Annotated in this window: 15 protein-coding genes; 13 read left to right on the top strand and 2 right to left on the bottom strand. The window is 65.1% G+C overall.

Annotation, left to right across the window (positions count from 1 at the left end; all coding sequences use genetic code 11):
• The first annotated feature begins 14 nt into the window (after window positions 1-14).
• From AC1DOX_RS16295 to AC1DOX_RS16255, 9 genes are all read left to right on the top strand, one after another.
• A complete protein-coding gene (locus AC1DOX_RS16295) occupies window positions 15-1,175 on the top strand; it encodes an acyl-CoA dehydrogenase family protein (RefSeq protein WP_441618508.1) in 1,161 nt (386 codons plus the stop codon).
• 145 nt (window positions 1,176-1,320) lie between these two features.
• Window positions 1,321-2,262, top strand: coding sequence for a LysR family transcriptional regulator (locus AC1DOX_RS16290; protein WP_441618506.1), 942 nt, complete (start codon window positions 1,321-1,323; stop codon window positions 2,260-2,262).
• 294 nt (window positions 2,263-2,556) lie between these two features.
• Window positions 2,557-3,999 (top strand): FAD-dependent tricarballylate dehydrogenase TcuA, encoded by a 1,443-nt coding sequence (gene tcuA, locus AC1DOX_RS16285; protein WP_441618504.1) that lies wholly within the window; start codon window positions 2,557-2,559, stop codon window positions 3,997-3,999.
• The gene (gene tcuB / locus AC1DOX_RS16280) at window positions 3,986-5,158 is read left to right on the top strand and encodes a tricarballylate utilization 4Fe-4S protein TcuB (protein WP_441618502.1); all 1,173 of its coding nucleotides are present in this window, start codon (window positions 3,986-3,988) and stop codon (window positions 5,156-5,158) included. The genes tcuA and tcuB overlap by 14 nt, the downstream gene beginning before the upstream one ends.
• Before the next feature lie 58 nt (window positions 5,159-5,216).
• The gene (locus AC1DOX_RS16275; protein WP_441618500.1) at window positions 5,217-6,005 is read left to right on the top strand and encodes a class II aldolase/adducin family protein; all 789 of its coding nucleotides are present in this window, start codon (window positions 5,217-5,219) and stop codon (window positions 6,003-6,005) included.
• A 162-nt stretch (window positions 6,006-6,167) separates the two neighbouring features.
• Entirely contained in the window at window positions 6,168-7,151 is a 984-nt protein-coding gene (locus AC1DOX_RS16270; RefSeq protein WP_441618498.1) for a Bug family tripartite tricarboxylate transporter substrate binding protein, read from the top strand.
• A gap of 19 nt (window positions 7,152-7,170) precedes the next feature.
• The gene (locus AC1DOX_RS16265; protein ID WP_441618496.1) at window positions 7,171-8,067 is read left to right on the top strand and encodes an amidohydrolase family protein; all 897 of its coding nucleotides are present in this window, start codon (window positions 7,171-7,173) and stop codon (window positions 8,065-8,067) included.
• A 65-nt stretch (window positions 8,068-8,132) separates the two neighbouring features.
• Window positions 8,133-9,125, top strand: coding sequence for a Bug family tripartite tricarboxylate transporter substrate binding protein (locus tag AC1DOX_RS16260; RefSeq protein WP_441618494.1), 993 nt, complete (start codon window positions 8,133-8,135; stop codon window positions 9,123-9,125).
• Window positions 9,126-9,134: 9 nt separating this feature from the next.
• Window positions 9,135-10,151: a D-2-hydroxyacid dehydrogenase gene (locus AC1DOX_RS16255; protein WP_441618492.1), complete on the top strand. Its 1,017-nt coding sequence runs from the start codon at window positions 9,135-9,137 to the stop codon at window positions 10,149-10,151.
• A gap of 349 nt (window positions 10,152-10,500) precedes the next feature.
• Here the strand turns inward: AC1DOX_RS16255 and AC1DOX_RS16250 are convergent, their stop codons facing one another.
• Both AC1DOX_RS16250 and AC1DOX_RS16245 read right to left on the bottom strand, forming a co-directional pair.
• Window positions 10,501-10,953, bottom strand: coding sequence for a hypothetical protein (locus tag AC1DOX_RS16250; protein ID WP_441618490.1), 453 nt, complete (start codon window positions 10,951-10,953; stop codon window positions 10,501-10,503).
• A gap of 146 nt (window positions 10,954-11,099) precedes the next feature.
• Window positions 11,100-12,053: an N-acyl homoserine lactonase family protein gene (locus AC1DOX_RS16245; RefSeq protein ID WP_441618488.1), complete on the bottom strand. Its 954-nt coding sequence runs from the start codon at window positions 12,051-12,053 to the stop codon at window positions 11,100-11,102.
• A gap of 632 nt (window positions 12,054-12,685) precedes the next feature.
• On the opposite strand from AC1DOX_RS16245, the gene AC1DOX_RS16240 reads away from it, so the two are divergent.
• From AC1DOX_RS16240 to AC1DOX_RS16225, 4 genes are read left to right on the top strand one after another with little or no spacing between them, the layout of a single operon-like run.
• Window positions 12,686-13,186, top strand: coding sequence for a type IV pilin protein (locus tag AC1DOX_RS16240; RefSeq protein ID WP_441618486.1), 501 nt, complete (start codon window positions 12,686-12,688; stop codon window positions 13,184-13,186).
• Between the two features lie 45 nt (window positions 13,187-13,231).
• Window positions 13,232-13,675, top strand: a complete 444-nt coding sequence (locus AC1DOX_RS16235) for a GspH/FimT family pseudopilin (protein ID WP_441618484.1) — start codon at window positions 13,232-13,234, stop codon at window positions 13,673-13,675.
• Entirely contained in the window at window positions 13,675-14,265 is a 591-nt protein-coding gene (gene pilV / locus AC1DOX_RS16230) for a type IV pilus modification protein PilV (protein ID WP_441618482.1), read from the top strand. The genes AC1DOX_RS16235 and pilV overlap by 1 nt, the downstream gene beginning before the upstream one ends.
• Window positions 14,262-15,290 carry a PilW family protein gene (locus AC1DOX_RS16225; protein ID WP_441618480.1) on the top strand — a complete coding sequence of 343 codons (1,029 nt, stop codon included), beginning with the start codon at window positions 14,262-14,264 and terminating at the stop codon, window positions 15,288-15,290. The genes pilV and AC1DOX_RS16225 overlap by 4 nt, the downstream gene beginning before the upstream one ends.
• Window positions 15,291-15,710 lie beyond the last annotated feature (420 nt).

The following is a 15,710-nucleotide window of genomic DNA, read 5'->3' as shown; positions in this document are numbered from 1 at the left end:
ATTCGGAGACGCTCATGCACTTCAAACTCACCCCGGAACAACAGGAATTCCAGGACGCCGTCAGCCGGTTTGCCGAAAAGGAACTGAAGCCGGGCGCCCGCCAGCGCGCCCACATCGACGAATACCCGTGGGAGGTGGCCAGGAAGATGGCCGCGCAGGGCCTGCTGGGTATCACGATCGCCGAGGCGGATGGCGGGCAGGGCGGCACGCTGATGGACGCGATCATCGCCATCCAGGCCGTTGCCGCGCAATGCCCGCGCAGCGCGGACGTCATCCAGGCCGGCAATTTCGGTGCCATCCGCGTGCTGGCCGAGTATGGGTCCGCCGCGCAGAAGGCCAAATGGCTGACGCCGCTGCTGCAGGGCGAGGCGCTGATTTCCGTCGGCATGACCGAGCCGGAAGCCGGCTCCGCCGTGACCGAGCTGAAGACCACCGCCACGCCGGATGGCGAGGGCTTCCGCATCCAGGGCAGCAAGATCTTCACGACCCACGGCCCGCACGCCGATGTGATCCTGACCTATGTGCGCTTTGGCCCCGGCGTGGGCGGCATCGGGTCGGTGCTGATCGACACCAAGGCGCCGGGCGTGCGCATCGGCCAGCGCTCGCGCTTCATGTCGGGCGAGGAATGGGCGCAGATCTATTTCGAGGATGTCTACGTCGGCCCCGAGGACGTGCTGCTGGGCGAGGGGGGCTTCAAGAAGCAGATCGCCGGCTTCAACGTGGAGCGCATGGGCAACACCGCCCGCTCGCTGGCGCTCGGCCGCTACGCGTACGAGGTGGCGCGCCAATGGGCGATGCAGCGAAAGCAGTTCGGCCGGCTGCTTTGCGAGTTCCAGGGGCTGCAATGGAAGTTCGCCGAGATGAAGATGAAGCTCGATGCGGGCCAACTGCTGCTGTATCGCGCGGCTGCCAACGCGGACAGCGGCATTCCGTCCGCCGAGGAAACGGCCATCGCCAAGGCCTTCTGCAACCAGGCCGGTTTCGACATCGCCAATGAAGCGCTGCAGGTGATGGGTGGCATGGGCTACAGCCAGGAGGAACTGGTGGAGTACTGCCAACGCCGCTGCCGTGGCTGGATGATCGCGGGCGGATCGATCGAGATCCTGAAGAATCGCATCGCCGAATCGGTGTTCGAGCGCACGTTCTCGCAGCGGCCAGAGAAAGCGCGAGCCTGACGGCCGGCACGCGATGCGGGCCACGCGCACCGACGCTCCAGTCGAATGCGTGGCCGCACATCTGGTATAAGACCCGGAGACATCCAGGACCGAACCCCCGCCGGCGCGGGCGGGTTCGGCGCATGCGGGAATTCGGGGGAGCCAGATGGAATTGCGCCAGCTTCAGTATTTCGTGCGGGTGGTCGAACTCGGCAGCATGAGCCGGGCGGCGCTCGAGCTCGACATGGTGCAGTCGGCCGTCAGCCAGCAGATCAGCCGGCTGGAAGGGGAGTTGGCGACCCGCTTGCTGCGCCGCACGCCGCATGGCGTGACGCCCACGGAGGCCGGCCTCGCCTTTTTCCACGAGGCCCAGCTCACGCTGCGTCATGCCGAGCAGGCCCGGCGCGCCGCCCATCAGGCCAGGTTGACCGGGACCGTCAGCGTCGGTCTGGCGCCGACCACTGCATCCGTGATCGGCGTGCCGCTGATCCGCGCGATGCGCGAGCGCTATCCCGATGTACGGCTGCATATCGTGGAAAGCCTGTCCGGTCACCTGACCGCCATGCTCAACGCCCGCCAGCTTGACCTGGCGGTGCTGTTCGATACCAACGCGGCGCGGCGCTGGACGGTGATTCCGCTGCTGGAGGAGACGCTGTTCCTGATCCAGTCGCGCCAGGCGCTGCCGCAAGGCAAGGCGGAGCCCTCCACGCAATTGGGCATGGCCGACCTGGCCGAGGTCCCGCTGATCATGCCGACCGGCGTGCACGGCCTGCGCAGCACGCTGGACGCGGCGTTCGCCCGCGCCAAGGTGGCGCCGCGCGTGGTGCAGGAGATCGACTCGCTGGCCATGCTGATGGATGCCGTGGACATGGGCTTTGGCGCCACGCTCCAGCCCTGGGCAGCGGTGGGGCGGTATCCCGATGCGGAAACACGCTTCCATCTGGCCCAGATCGACGATCCCGAGGTGGGCCGGCAGAACCTGCTGTGCAGCCTGTCCGACGACGAACTGTCGCCGGCCGCGCTGGCGCTGCGCGTGGTGCTGGCCGATACGGCACGGGGACTCGTTAAGTCAGGTGGCTGGCGCGGCGCGCGGTTGCTGGAGGGCTGAAACGCGGCCCGGGCGCCGTTTTCGGCGCTTTTTTGTCGCGCTCTTTCGTCGCACTTTTCCGTCGCTTTCGTCCCTTTTGTCGCCTTGGCCCAGCGTCCCCCGGCCTTCCTGCGCCACCGCTGAAAACGAGGCCCGTTCGGTTGTCCGCACCCCATCACGAATCGTGATACCCCCATGTCGGACAAGGGCTTAGCAGCGTCCCGCCCGCCCGCTACAGTCCCGGACAGACTCCAAAAAGCCCGAGAAAGTCGTGTCCCTTCCCCATAAAAATTCCTGCAGCCAGGGCGTCCGGCCATGATCGACGTCCTGGTGATCGGCGGCGGCAATGCCGCCCTCTGCGCAGCCCTCATGGCCCGGGAAGCCGGCGCCAGCGTGATGCTGCTCGAAGCCGCGCCCCGAGAATGGCGTGGCGGCAATTCCCAGCACACCCGCAACCTCCGCTGCATGCACGATGCGCCGCAAGACGTGCTCGTCGATGCCTACCCGGAAGAGGAATACTGGCAAGACCTGCTGAAGGTGACCGGCGGCCTGACCGACGAGCACCTCGCGCGGCTTGCCATCCGCGCGTCTTCCACCTGCCGCGACTGGATGCGCAGCCACGGCGTGCACTTCCAGCCGCCGCTGTCCGGCGCGCTGCACGTGGCGCGCACCAACGCCTTTTTCATGGGCGGTGGCAAGGCGCTGGTCAATGCGTACTATCGCAGCGCCGAAAAGCTCGGCGTGCAGATTCGCTACAACGCGCCGGTCGACGCGATCGAGCTCGACGGAGACCGCTTCGTGGCCGCCCGCATCGGCGAGGAACGCATCGAGGCACGCACCTGCGTGCTGGCCGCCGGCGGTTTCGAATCGAACCGCGAGTGGCTGCGCGAGGCCTGGGGCCAGAACGAACGTGGCGAATGGCCGGCCGACAATTTCCTGATTCGTGGCACGCGCTTCAACATGGGCGTGCTGCTGAAATACATGATCGAAGCGGGCGCCGACGCCATCGGCGATCCGTCGCAGTCCCACTGCGTGGCCATCGACGCGCGCGCGCCGCTCTATGACGGCGGCATCTGCACGCGGATCGATTGCGTGTCGCTGGGCGTGGTGCTGAACGCCAACGCCGAGCGCTTCTACGACGAAGGCGAGGACTTCTGGCCCAAGCGATATGCGATCTGGGGCCGCCTGGTCGCCCAGCAGCCGCAGCAGATCGGCTACTCCATCATCGACGCCAAGGCCGTGGGCCGCTTCATGCCGCCGGTGTTCCCCGGCGTGACCGCCGACACGCTGCCTGAGCTGGCGCGCAAGCTGGGGCTCGATGAAGCCACCTTCATGCGCACGATCAACGAATACAACGCCGCCTGCCGCGTCGGCAAGTTCGACCACACGGTGCTCGACGACTGCCACACCGAAGGCGTGACGCCGGCCAAGACCCACTGGGCCCGGCCGCTCGATACGGCACCGTTCTATGGCTACGCGCTGCGTCCGGGCATCACCTTTACCTATCTGGGCCTGAAGGTGAACGATGAATCGGCCGTGCATTTCGGCGGCAAGCCGAGCGAGAACCTTTTCGTGGCCGGCGAGATGATGGCCGGCAACGTGCTGGGCAAGGGCTATACGGCGGGCGTCGGCATGGCGATCGGCACCGCATTTGGCCGCATCGCGGGCACGCAGGCCGCCGCCGCTGCGATCAGACGCGGGGCGGCACGGGCTGGCGCCCGACAGGCATCACAGGAAACAGAACATGCAACATCTTGAAGCGCTGACGCGCGAGGCGGCGGCGCTGGCGCAAGGCGCATTGCCGCTGACCACCGACGAAGGCGAAGTCGCCCGCACGCTGCAGATCTGCAACGCCTGCCGCTATTGCGAGGGCTTCTGCGCGGTCTTTCCCGCCATGACGCGGCGGCTGGAATTCGGCAAGGCCGACATCCACTACCTGGCCAACCTCTGCCACAACTGCGGCGCCTGCTACCACGCGTGCCAGTACGCGCCGCCGCACGAATTCGCCGTCAACATCCCGCAGGCGATGGCGAAGGTGCGCGTGCAGACCTATGGGGACTACGCGTTTCCGGCGGCCCTCGGCGGCCTGTATCGCCGTGCCGGGCTGGTTACCGCACTGGCGCTCGCCGGTGGCCTGGCGCTGTTCCTGCTGATGGTGCTGGCGATGCGCGGCAGCCTGCTGCACGCACCGCTGGCAGGCAATTTCTACGCGATCTTCCCGCACAACCTGCTGGCGGCGATGTTCGGCGTGGTGTTCCTGTTCGCGATGCTGGCGCTGGGGGCAGGGGTGACGCGGTTCTGGCGGCAGGTGTCGCCGGGCACGCGGCCGGGCGAAGCACGCGGCGCGGCCGTCGGTGGCGCCGCGCATGACGCGTTGCGGCTCAAGTACCTCGACGGCGGCCACGGACAGGGCTGCAACAACGCGGACGATGCCTTCACGCTGGTGCGCCGGCGCTTCCACCATTTCACGTTCTATGGCTTCATGCTGTGCTTCGCCGCCACGGCGGTCGCCACGCTGTATCACTATCTGCTGGACCTGCACGCGCCGTATCCGGTGACCAGCTTGCCGGTGCTGCTGGGCATGGTGGGCGGCATCGGCCTGCTGATCGGCACGGCTGGGCTGTTCTGGCTCAATATGCGGCGCGACCCGCGCACGGGCGATCCGGAGCAGAAGCCGATGGACCGTGGCTTCATCGCGCTGCTGTTCCTGACCAGCGCAAGCGGCCTGGCGCTGCTGGCCTGGCGCGATTCCGCTGCGATGGCGTCGCTGCTGGCCGTGCACCTCGGCATCGTGATGGCGCTGTTCCTGACGCTGCCATACGGCAAGTTCGCGCACGGCATCTATCGCAGCGCCGCCCTGCTGAAGTACCACATCGAAAAGCGCCGATCGAATGACCTGGCGCTCGGCTCGGACTAAAACAAGATTCACCCCGGCGCCCCTTTCCAGATAACGCTAGACCCAGAGGAGACCCATCATGACGAAACCCGGTGTGCTGAACATTCCATCGATGCGCAGCCAATGCAGCGAGGCGGAGTGGCAGGCCCGCGTGGATCTGGCTGCCTGCTACCGGCTGGTGGAGCTGTACGGCATGGCGGACATGATGGCCAACCACATCTCCGTGCGCGTGCCCGATGAGGAGGATGCCTTCCTGATCAATGCCTACGGCATGATGTACGAGGAAATCACCGCGTCCAGCCTGATCAAGGTCGACCACGACGGCAAGATTCTTTCCAAGCCGGATTTCGGCGCACTCAACTACGGCATCAACAAGGCCGGTTACGTGATCCATAGCGCCGTGCACCATGCCCGCCCCGAGGTAGCCTGCGTGATTCACACGCACAGCTGGGCGTCGATGGCCGTATCCGCGCTTGATTGCGGCCTGCTGCCGGTCACGCAGACCGCCATGCGCTTCCTGAAGGTGGGCTATCACGAATATCAGGGCGTGGTGCTCGATACCGCCGAGCAGGCATCGCTGATCGAGGATCTTGGTCAGGGCGAGGCGCTGATCCTGCGCAACCACGGCGTGCTGACGGTGGGCAACACCGTTGGCGAGGCGTTCAATTGGATGCACCGGCTGGAGCTGGCCTGCCGCTCGCAAGTGGCGGCGATGTCGTGCGGCACGCCGCTGCGTGACGTGCCGGCGGATGTCCTGCAGGAAACCTGGAACAACTACCAGCCCGGCACGCGCCGTCCGTATGGCGTGATGGAGTGGCCTGCGCTCCTGCGCAAACTCGATCGTCTAGACCCCAGCTACCGCGACTAGGAGGCATCTGTCTGCGGCCGCGCCTGACCAGGACCGCTATCGCTTCATTTTCATAGCACCGCAAAGACGGTGAGAGATCCCCTCGAGGTCGCGTGGAACGGGAAACGACGGCGGCCTCACCTTCCTTATCAGACACAGAAGAAAGCCCCCAAAGGAGAAGGAGTGAGACAGATCAACCGCAGACGCATGCTGGCGCAGATGCTCGCGCTCGGCGTGGCCCCCCACGCGCTGTTGGCGCAGGCGCAGGGCCTTCCTAACAAGCCGGTCACGCTGGTGGTGCCGTTCGCCCCGGGCGGCAACCTCGATGTGGTGGCACGCGCGATTGCGCCGGCGCTGGAGCAGACGCTGGGCCGCAACGTGATCGTCGACAACCGGCCCGGCGCCGGCGGCGTGATCGGTGCCACGGCGGTATCGCGTGCGGAGCCGGATGGCAGCACGCTGCTGGTGACCACGCCGAACGCCATCGTCGTGCTGCCCAAGATGACGCGCACCAGCTTCAAACTCGCCAGTTTCAGTCCGGTCGGGCTGGTCTCCACCACGGCGCTCGTGGTCGTGGTGAAGGGCAACGACACGCGCTTCCGTGACATCGCCGCACTGCTGGCCCATGCGCGTGCGAACCCGGGTAAGGTGACGGTGGGCCATGCCGGCCCCGGCACGACCAACCATATGGCCGCGTTGCAACTCGAGGACGCCGCGAAGATCCGGCTCAACGAGGTGCCTTACAAGGGGTCGGCCCCGGCGCTGATCGATCTGATGGGTGGCCAGATTGACCTGGTGGTGGATCAGCTGACCAGCTCCGCGCCGCATATCCAGTCCGGCGCGTTGCGGGCGCTGGCGGTGATGTCGCGCGAACGGGACCCGGCGCTGTCGAAGGTGCCGACGTTGCGCGAGGCGGGCCTGGCCAACTTCGAGGCCACGACGGCGACCGGGCTGCTGGCACCAGCGGGCACGCCTGCCGCCGTGGTCGATGCGATCAACGGTGCGCTGCGCAAGGTGCTGGCCGAAGGCAGCGTCAAGAGCCGCCTGCTGAGCGTGGGTAGCGTGGCGCAGTCTTCCTCGCCGCAGGAATTGCTGGCATCGCTGCAACGCGAGGACGCGCGCGCCCAGACGCTTGCCGCCGCCGGGCGCCTGAAGGCGCCGGATTAACCGCTACCCGAACCTTGCCATGACGCGTCCCTGCCTTCCTCCGCTGAAAACCATCGCAGCGCCGGCGTTCCGCGCGCCGCCCGGCGCGTGCGACAGCCACGCCCACGTATTTGGCCCGTTTGCACGCTATCCGCTCGCGCTGGACCGCAGCTACACGCCGGCCGAGCATCCCGCCGACGCATTCATCGCCCATCTGGATGAACTCGGCCTGACGCGCGGCGTACTGGTGACGGCCAGCGCCAGCGGCACCGACAACAGCGTGGTGACCGATGCGCTGCGCAAGTACCCCACACGCCTGCGCGGAATCGTCGTGCCCGCCGCCGATACCAGCGACGCCGAACTCGACGCGTGGCACGCGGCCGGCGTGCGCGGCGTGCGCATCAACCTCTACCAAATGGGTGGCCACGCGGTGTATCGCAACGGCGTGGGCATCGAGGTGCTGGACGCGCTGGCGCCCCGGCTAGCCGAGCGCGGCTGGCACGCGCAGATCTGGATTCACGCGCCGGATCTGGTGACGCTGGCGCCACGACTGAAGGCCGTGAGGCTGCCGCTGGTCATCGACCACATGGGCCGCATGGCCACGGCACGCGGCGTGGCCGATGCCGGTTTCCAGGCGCTGTGCGCGCTGCTGGCCGAGGGCGTGGCCTGGACCAAGATCTCCGGCGCGGATCGGCTGCAGCCCGCGGGTGCGCCGTATCACGAGGTCGATCCATTTGTCGCCGCGCTGCTGGCGGCCAATCCGGGGCAGGTGGTGTGGGGCTCCGACTGGCCACACATCAATTACTTCGAAGCCGCGCAGATGCCCGACGACGGCGTGCTGTTCAACCTGCTGGCGCGCTGGCTGCCGGATGCCGCCGCGCGAGAACGCGTGCTGGTCACCAACCCGGCCAGGCTCTACGACTTCGGTACCGTTTGAACCATCCTTCCCATCGAAAAGACAGCGGCCGCCCGGCGGACCGCTGCATTCACAGGAGACTTCCCATGCGTCGATTTGCCCCCGGTCGATGGCTGACCCAAAGCGTGACGTGCCTGACCCTTGCCGGTGCCGGCATCGCCCTGAACACGACGGCCCATGCCGCCGAAGACTATCCCGCCAAGCCGGTGCGCGTGGTGGTCGCATTTACGGCCGGCGGCACCACCGACATGCTGGCTCGCAGCGTGAGTCAGCATCTGGCGCAGCGCTTCAAGCAATCGTTCGTGGTCGACAACCGGCCGGGCGCCGGCGGCAATATTGGCACCGAGTTCGTCGTGCGATCGCCGGCGGATGGCTACACCCTGCTGGTCGATTCGGTCGGCCCGATCTCGATCAACCAGACCCTGTACAAGCGCCTGAACTATGACCCGCTGACGGACCTGATGCCCGTCGTGCAGATCGCCGACGTGCCCAACGTGCTGGTGGTGCATCCGTCGCTGCCGGTGAAATCGTTCGAGGAATTCGTCGCCTATGCCAAGGCCAACCCCGGCAAGCTGAACTACAGCTCGACCGGCGTGGGCACCTCGTCGCACCTGTCCGGCTTCATGCTGACGGAGCGGATCGGCACGCAGGCCACCCATATCCCCTACAAGGGCGCGGATGCGCTCAATGATTTGCTGTCCGGTCGGATACAGTTCATGTTCGCGACGATTCCGTCCGTGATTTCGCACATCCAGTCCGGCAAGCTGCGCGCGCTGGCGGTCAGCAGCGCCCGGCGCTCGCGCTCGCTGCCGGACCTGCCGACCGTGGCGGAAAAGGGCTTCCCGGGCTTCGAGGCTGGATCGTGGTTCGGCATCTTCGCGCCGAAGGGCACGCCGCCGACGGTCATCGCCCGGGTCAACCAGGCGGTAAACGATGCCTTGCCGTCCCTGCAAGCCCAGATGATCCGCGAGGGGGCGGACCCCGTGGGCGGATCGGCCGAGCAGTTCGGGCAGTTCACGCGCAAGGAATACGTCAAATGGAAGAGTGTGGTGAAAGCCTCCGGCGCCACCGTCGATTGAGCGAGGAACATGGTAAAGCCTGAATCCGTATCCGACGCGCCGCTGCGCGTCCTGTTGTCCGAGGCGTCGCTGCGCCACAACCGCGAGGCGATTGGCGCAGCGCTGGGCACGCGTGCGTGGGAGCCGGTGTTGCCGCCTGCCACGGACGATCCGCATGGTGTCGATGCGGATATCGCGTTCGTCTCGCGCGATGTCACCGGGCTTTCCACCAAGCACGAAATCCTGCCGGCCACCCGGCGTTTCTATACCGCGATGCTTGAAGCGCCGTCGCTGCAATGGGCCCATACCCATTCCGCAGGCGCTGACCGCGCGGTGTTCGGTCAGCTACGGCAGCGCGGGGTGACGGTGACCACATCGTCGGGCGCCAACGCCGGGGTCGTGGCCCAGACCGCACTGGCAGGGCTCCTGGCGCTTGCGCGGCATTTTCCGCAGATGCTCGATGCCCAGCGGGAGCGTCGCTGGGCACCGCTGATCGGCACGGGGTTGCCGCGCGACCTGCACGGCCAGACGGCCACCATCGTTGGCTGGGGCCCGATCGGACAGCAGCTGGGCGCGGTGCTGAAGCTGTTCGGCATGTCGGTGGTGGTGGTGCGCCAGCGCGCGACGCCAGCTGGCGATGGCTACGAGACGATCACGTTCGAATCGCTGGCGACGGTGTTGCCGCGTACCGACTGGCTGATCCTGGCCTGCCCGCTGACCGACCAGACGCGCGGACTGGTGAATGCCGCCGCGCTTGCCAGCCTGCCCGCAGGGGCGCGGCTGGTCAACGTGGCGCGCGGGGAAGTGGTCGACGAGCCCGCACTGGTCGACGCACTGCGTGACGGCAGGCTGGCAGGCGCCTATCTGGACGTGTTCGCCCACGAGCCGCTGCCCGCGGACTCGCCGGTCTGGGCACTGCCCAACGTCATCGCCACGCCGCACAGCGCCGGATTCTCAGACGGCAACGCCGCGCGCGTGGTCGACATCTTCCTGGACAACCTGAGCCGCTGGGTGCGGGGCGAGGCGCTGCGCAACGCGGTCGCATAGGTCGCCAGCGTCGGGTGGGTGGCGGCCATCGCCGTGCATGACCGACCGGCACAAGGCTCCTACGATGGCCCGCTTCGAGCGGTCGCTTCGAGCGGGCTTTTTTGGGTATATCGCGGATGGGCGGGGTGACTGAGGGTCGGAGAACGAGCCGTTACCGCCGTTGATCACATTACATGTCAACGACCACTTGTTGAGGGGAAGCGGTCGTCGGCTGCAATGCGTCTCCTGTGCCAAGCATGGGTCTCCGCGAAGTTCGGGGCGGTTCAATCGCCTTCGTCGCCAATGGCAAATTAACCCCCCAGCAAAGTAGTGAGAAGATCGTCCAACGAGTCGATCCGCCTGAAGGCACTCACGGCGATAACATGTTGGTTGGGTCGCTGGGCCTTGTGTTCCGAAGAATTTCCCCGCGAGTGTTTGGCGACCTTCTTTTTGTCAATGGCCGGAAGCGGCTTCCCAGACGAGCTCCAAACCAACGATATGAATCAATCGTCAAGCACGGACGCACCAAAATCCATAAGACACATCCGCAGGGACGCTTCTGAAGCTTGAGATTAGCGGTAATCTTGCTGGTCGTTGCATCGACGACAGGCACCTTCAGTTGGATGTGACGCACAAGATTGCGGTAGCTCATCACAAGGTCGTAGCCACCAGCATCGAACTCTGAGCGTAAGACCTCGGCATCTGTAATCCCTACTTGCCACAAGCGCTGGAGGGCTTGACCTACGAAGAGATGCTCAACGATGCGTTCGCGCAGGACAGAGTGGATCGAGTGATCTGCGGGTTGGGCATCGATGTCTTCCATTTGGTTTTCTTATTATCTGAGAAGAAGGGCGCGAATTCCGCGAGAGACCGTCTTCCGACGGGACGCGCTCGGTCGGATGCCCAACTGGAATCTGCGATCGTCTCTGACCACCTCGAAGCAGATCGTTCTCGCGAGAGCGGTAGCGGTCACTCGTAATACTGCGGCGCCATCTTAAGCGTGTCGCGCTGCGCTTTGTCGTGATTGATCCAGAGCTGCGCTTTTTCCCGTGCCAGCAACTCGGCAATGCGTTGCATCGAGGCCAGCGTCATGTCCTTGTCGAAGTTGATGGAAGGCACTCGCCGATTGACCCAGTTGCTCTCGAAGTGGGCTGCGTCACCCGACAGCACGACCGCACCCGTCCTCGGCAGCTTGAGCAGCAACGACTGATGGCCAGGTGTGTGGCCGGATGTCGAAATGAGCGTCACGCTACCGTCACCAAACACGTCCTTGTCGCCTTCGAGCTTAGTGACTGGATGCCCGGGCTTGAAGCGCGGTGTATTGTTGGCACCGGGCCATTCGTATTCAGCCTTCTGCACCAACAGCATCGCCTGTGGGAACATCTCTACATTGCCGATATGGTCCGGGTGGGTGTGAGAAACTGCGACATATTGGATGTCAGAGGGCTTGACACCGAGTTGCGCCAACTGGCTTGCCAGGGTCTTCGGCCGACGCCAATGTATCGCCTTCGGATCCGTCGGGGCCTGCCCGTCTGGCATGGCGGCAATGGAGTCGTCTACGCCCGTGTCCCATAGCATCCAGCCCTGGGTGTGCTTTATTAAATAGCAATTGTTAGCGAACGCCATCGGTTTGCCGACATTCACGCTGGGCGACCAGCGTGAGATGTCGCCGGCGATACCTTCGCCACAGTTGAGGACGTAGAGGCGTTCGACACCACTCGTTTGCTGCGCGGTCATGCCGCCGCACCCCACGACCAGGATGACCAGCGAAGCGAGCGCAAGTTTGGCGACGATGCGTGGAAATCTCGGCATGACGGGCTTCTCCTGGTGGGCGGCGAGTTCAGTCAAGGTCGTTTGCGAGGCTTCAAATCGGAACGATAACAGGGGCTCGCCAGGCGGATTCTCAATCGTCGTTTTTGTCATCAACCGCTTCTGGCTGTGGATGCAACGGTGGATGCGACGTATCGTATCAAGTATTCAGATCTCGATCGCATCTTCGTCCCAGCCAGCCCTTTGATAGAAACTCACAAGGTCGTCTGGCGCCTCCCGGGCCGGCAAGAGACCCTTATGGGCCACCCTCCCGGTTGGCTGTAGTGGACTCCAAGCGGTAGAGCGACAAGGCGGTTCCACGGCCGCAGAGTCGGCTTTTAACGGAGTTCGACTCACGAATCCCCGTTTCCCCGGAAATCGCCAGGCGAGAGTTCAACAGGCTTGCCGTGAGGCAGCGACGCGCCGCGTAGTGCCAAGCGTCGCGGTAGCGCGCCTGCATCTCTGCGTTCGCGACGCCTTTGCTTGCCACCAGGGGCTCAAGCGTGGCGAGCCAGTGCGGGTAGTAGGTCTCCTAGTCTTTCGTGCCAGGGAAATTTTCAACCCGAGCGCCTTTTCCGGGTTCAATGCCATTAATGTTTCCTTAAGAATTCGGCACTTATCCCCGGGAGCGTTGCAGTTGCACCGCAGTCATATCGTGGCGTTTGACCGGCGGCGGAATCAAAACTACACTTCGCTGCATAAATTGTCCGGCACCGGGTCAGCAGGACATAACTAGGAGCGCGAGCATGGGCCAAAGAAGCCCGGCGGTGCGATATAGCCTTGCACGGCTATTTCGGGATATCAAGTCGGCTGTCACGGCCGGCGCATGCCGTTCGCGCTTTGCGCGCGCAGCCGGCTTTACGCTGGTCGAGTTGATGATTACCGTGGCCATCCTCGGCATCCTCGCGGCTATCGCAATCCCTGCTTATACACGCTATATCGTGCGCGCAAATCGCACGGCGGCAGAGTCGTTCCTGCTGGAAGTCGCCAGCATGCAGGAACGCTTCCTGGTCGATACCCGCGCCTATGCCACCACGCTGCCCGCGCTGGGCTACGCCAGCCTTCCTGCATCAGTTTCCCCGAACTACCAGATCACACTGATTACCGTGGCAACGCCGCCCGGATACCAACTGACGGCCACGCCGATCGGCACGCAAGCCACTGGCGATACCAACTGTGGAACGTTGACGCTCACCGGCGCCGGCGACAAGACGGCTTCCGGGGCAGGGCAGGGCTGCTGGAAATAATCCATGTCATCTCCTCATACTTCCTGCCGGTGCCCGGCGTCACGCATGCGTGGATTCACGCTGACCGAACTGATGATCACCATGATCGTCTTCGCGGTTATCGCCATGGCGGCGGCTCCGTCGTTCTCAAGGCTGATTGCGTCGAATCGCTCCCGCAACGCGGCGTCTGATCTTGCGTCGGCCGTGACGCTGGCGCGCAGCGAAGCCGTCAAACGCAACAGCACGATGACGATGGCCGCTTCTGGCGCCTGGGCTGGCGGATGGGCTGTCACGGCTGGCACCGAGAGGGTGCGTGGCTACGGCCCCTATGACGGCGTGGCGATCACCGCCAGTGGCGGCACGTCACTCTCCGTAGGTAACGACGGCAGGCTGGGCAGTGGCAGCCAGACATTCCAGGTGGCACCTACGGATGCGACGCAGACCGATGCTACGGTCTGCGTGCAGGTCAGCGGCACTGGCCGTGCCGCCACGGTCTCGGGGGCTTGCTGATGACACGACACAGACCAGGGGATCTGCATCGGTTGCAAAGGCGCCACCAGCGCGGCGCCACCTTGATTGAAGTGCTGGTATCCGTGGTTATCCTGCTGGTAGCCTTGCTCGGCGCCGCCGGACTGATCGCGCGTTCCGGGCAGTCTGAAATGGAGTCGTATCAGCGCGCGCAGGCGCTGACGTTGCTGCAGGACATGGTGACGCGGCTCAACGCCAACCGGCAGGCGGCGGCGTGTTATGCCAGCGGCGGCACTATCACGGTTGCCGGCAGCAGCACCGCAGCTCCGCCCGCCTGTGCGGTTGGTACGGATGCCCAGCGCGCCCTCGCCACGGCAGACCTGGCCGCGTGGGGCACCGCACTTCTCGGCAGCGCCGAGAACGATGGCGGCAAGGCGGTCGGTGCCATGATCGGTGCGCTGGGCTGCGTCGAATTGCTGGATACGCCCAACCAAATTTACCGCGTGACCATCGCCTGGCAGGGGCTGGCCAAGACTGGTGCCCCAGCGCTGCCGTGCGGCCGTGGCCAGTTTGGCGATGACGCCAATCGTCGCGCGGTGAGCGTACAGGTCCGCATCGGAGTGCTCTCGTGAACCGGACACCGCCTCGCCTGGTGCGACAGCACGGCTTCTCGCTCGTCGAGCTGATGGTCGGCATCACGCTCAGCCTGTTGCTGCTGACGGCGCTTGCCAGCCTCTATATGTCCACCACACGCACGCGCGCCGAGTTCTCCAACAGCGCGGAGCAGATGGAGAACGGGCGTTACCTGCTCGATACGCTAGGCCGGGAGATCGAACTTGCAGGCTTCTTTGGTGCGTCGGGTCTGGCCAAGTCGGCGATACCCTCCAGCCCGGACCTGTGCGCAACGGACGCCGCCGCCCTCGGCTTCTCGGGTTCGCCCGTGACAATGCCCCTGGGCGTGCAGGGATTTCCGCCGGGCACCGTGGCGCCTTGCCTGACCGACCTTCTGCCCACGTCCGAGATCGTGGTCGTCCGGCGCGTATCGACGACACCCGCAGCAGCCGTCTCACTGGGACAGTCCTATCTGCAGGCGTCGTACTGCGCGGACGACACGGCATCGCTCGTATTCGGTGCCAGCGCGCCGGCGTTCACGTTGCGTACCAAGACGTGCAATGCCGCCGTGCCGGCGGAATTGCGCCAGGCCGTGGTGCGTATCTTCTACCTGGCCGGCTGCGATCAGTGCACGGGCACCGGCGACGGCGTGCCGACGCTCAAGATGGCGGAGCTTTCCGGGGGTGCCTTCCAGGTCAGCGCCATCGCCCAGGGCATCCAGGACATGCATCTTGTGTACGGCGTGGATATGGACAACAACGGCTCCCCCGATTGCTATGTTGGCGATCCTGGCGTCAACAATGCCGCTGCATGTACCGCCGTTGCCGGCTACGACTGGAGCACGGCACTGGCCAACTGGCAGAACGTGACGGCCGTGCGAATCAACGTGCTGGCCCGCACCTCACGTATGTCAACCGGATGGAAGGACAGCCGTTCCTATGACCTCGGACGCGCCCAGCCGAGCGGGCCGTTCAATGACGGATACAAGCGGCACGTCTATGCGCAGGTTGCCAGGCTCGTCAATGTGGCGGGCCCCCGGGAGTAATTCATGCAACGAACTCGGCGCCAGCAATCTGGCACGACCCTCCTTGTCACGCTGGTTTTCCTGGTCATCTTTCTGCTGATGACGATCTCGCTGGTCAACTCAGGCGTGGTGAATACGAAGATCACCGCCAACCAGCAGCATGGCGTGGAGGCGAAGAACGCCGCACAGCAGGGTATTGAGCAGGTCATCAGCCAGAATTTCACGGCCAACCCGGTGGCCGCGAGCGTGCCGGTGGATGTCAACGGCGATGGCACCGCGGACTATACGGCCCAGGTGGCTGCACCCGTCTGTGAGACCAGCAAGCCAATCAAGAACATCGAACTCGATGAAACGAGTGCCGACGATGTGTCCTGCTTTGTCGGCGGCGGCAATAACAACACCGGGATCCTGCCACCCTGCACCAGGGTGTTGCGGTACGAG

It is taken from the genome of Cupriavidus sp. 01L415 (assembly GCF_056400065.1).
This window is presented reverse-complemented; position numbering and strand designations above follow the sequence as displayed.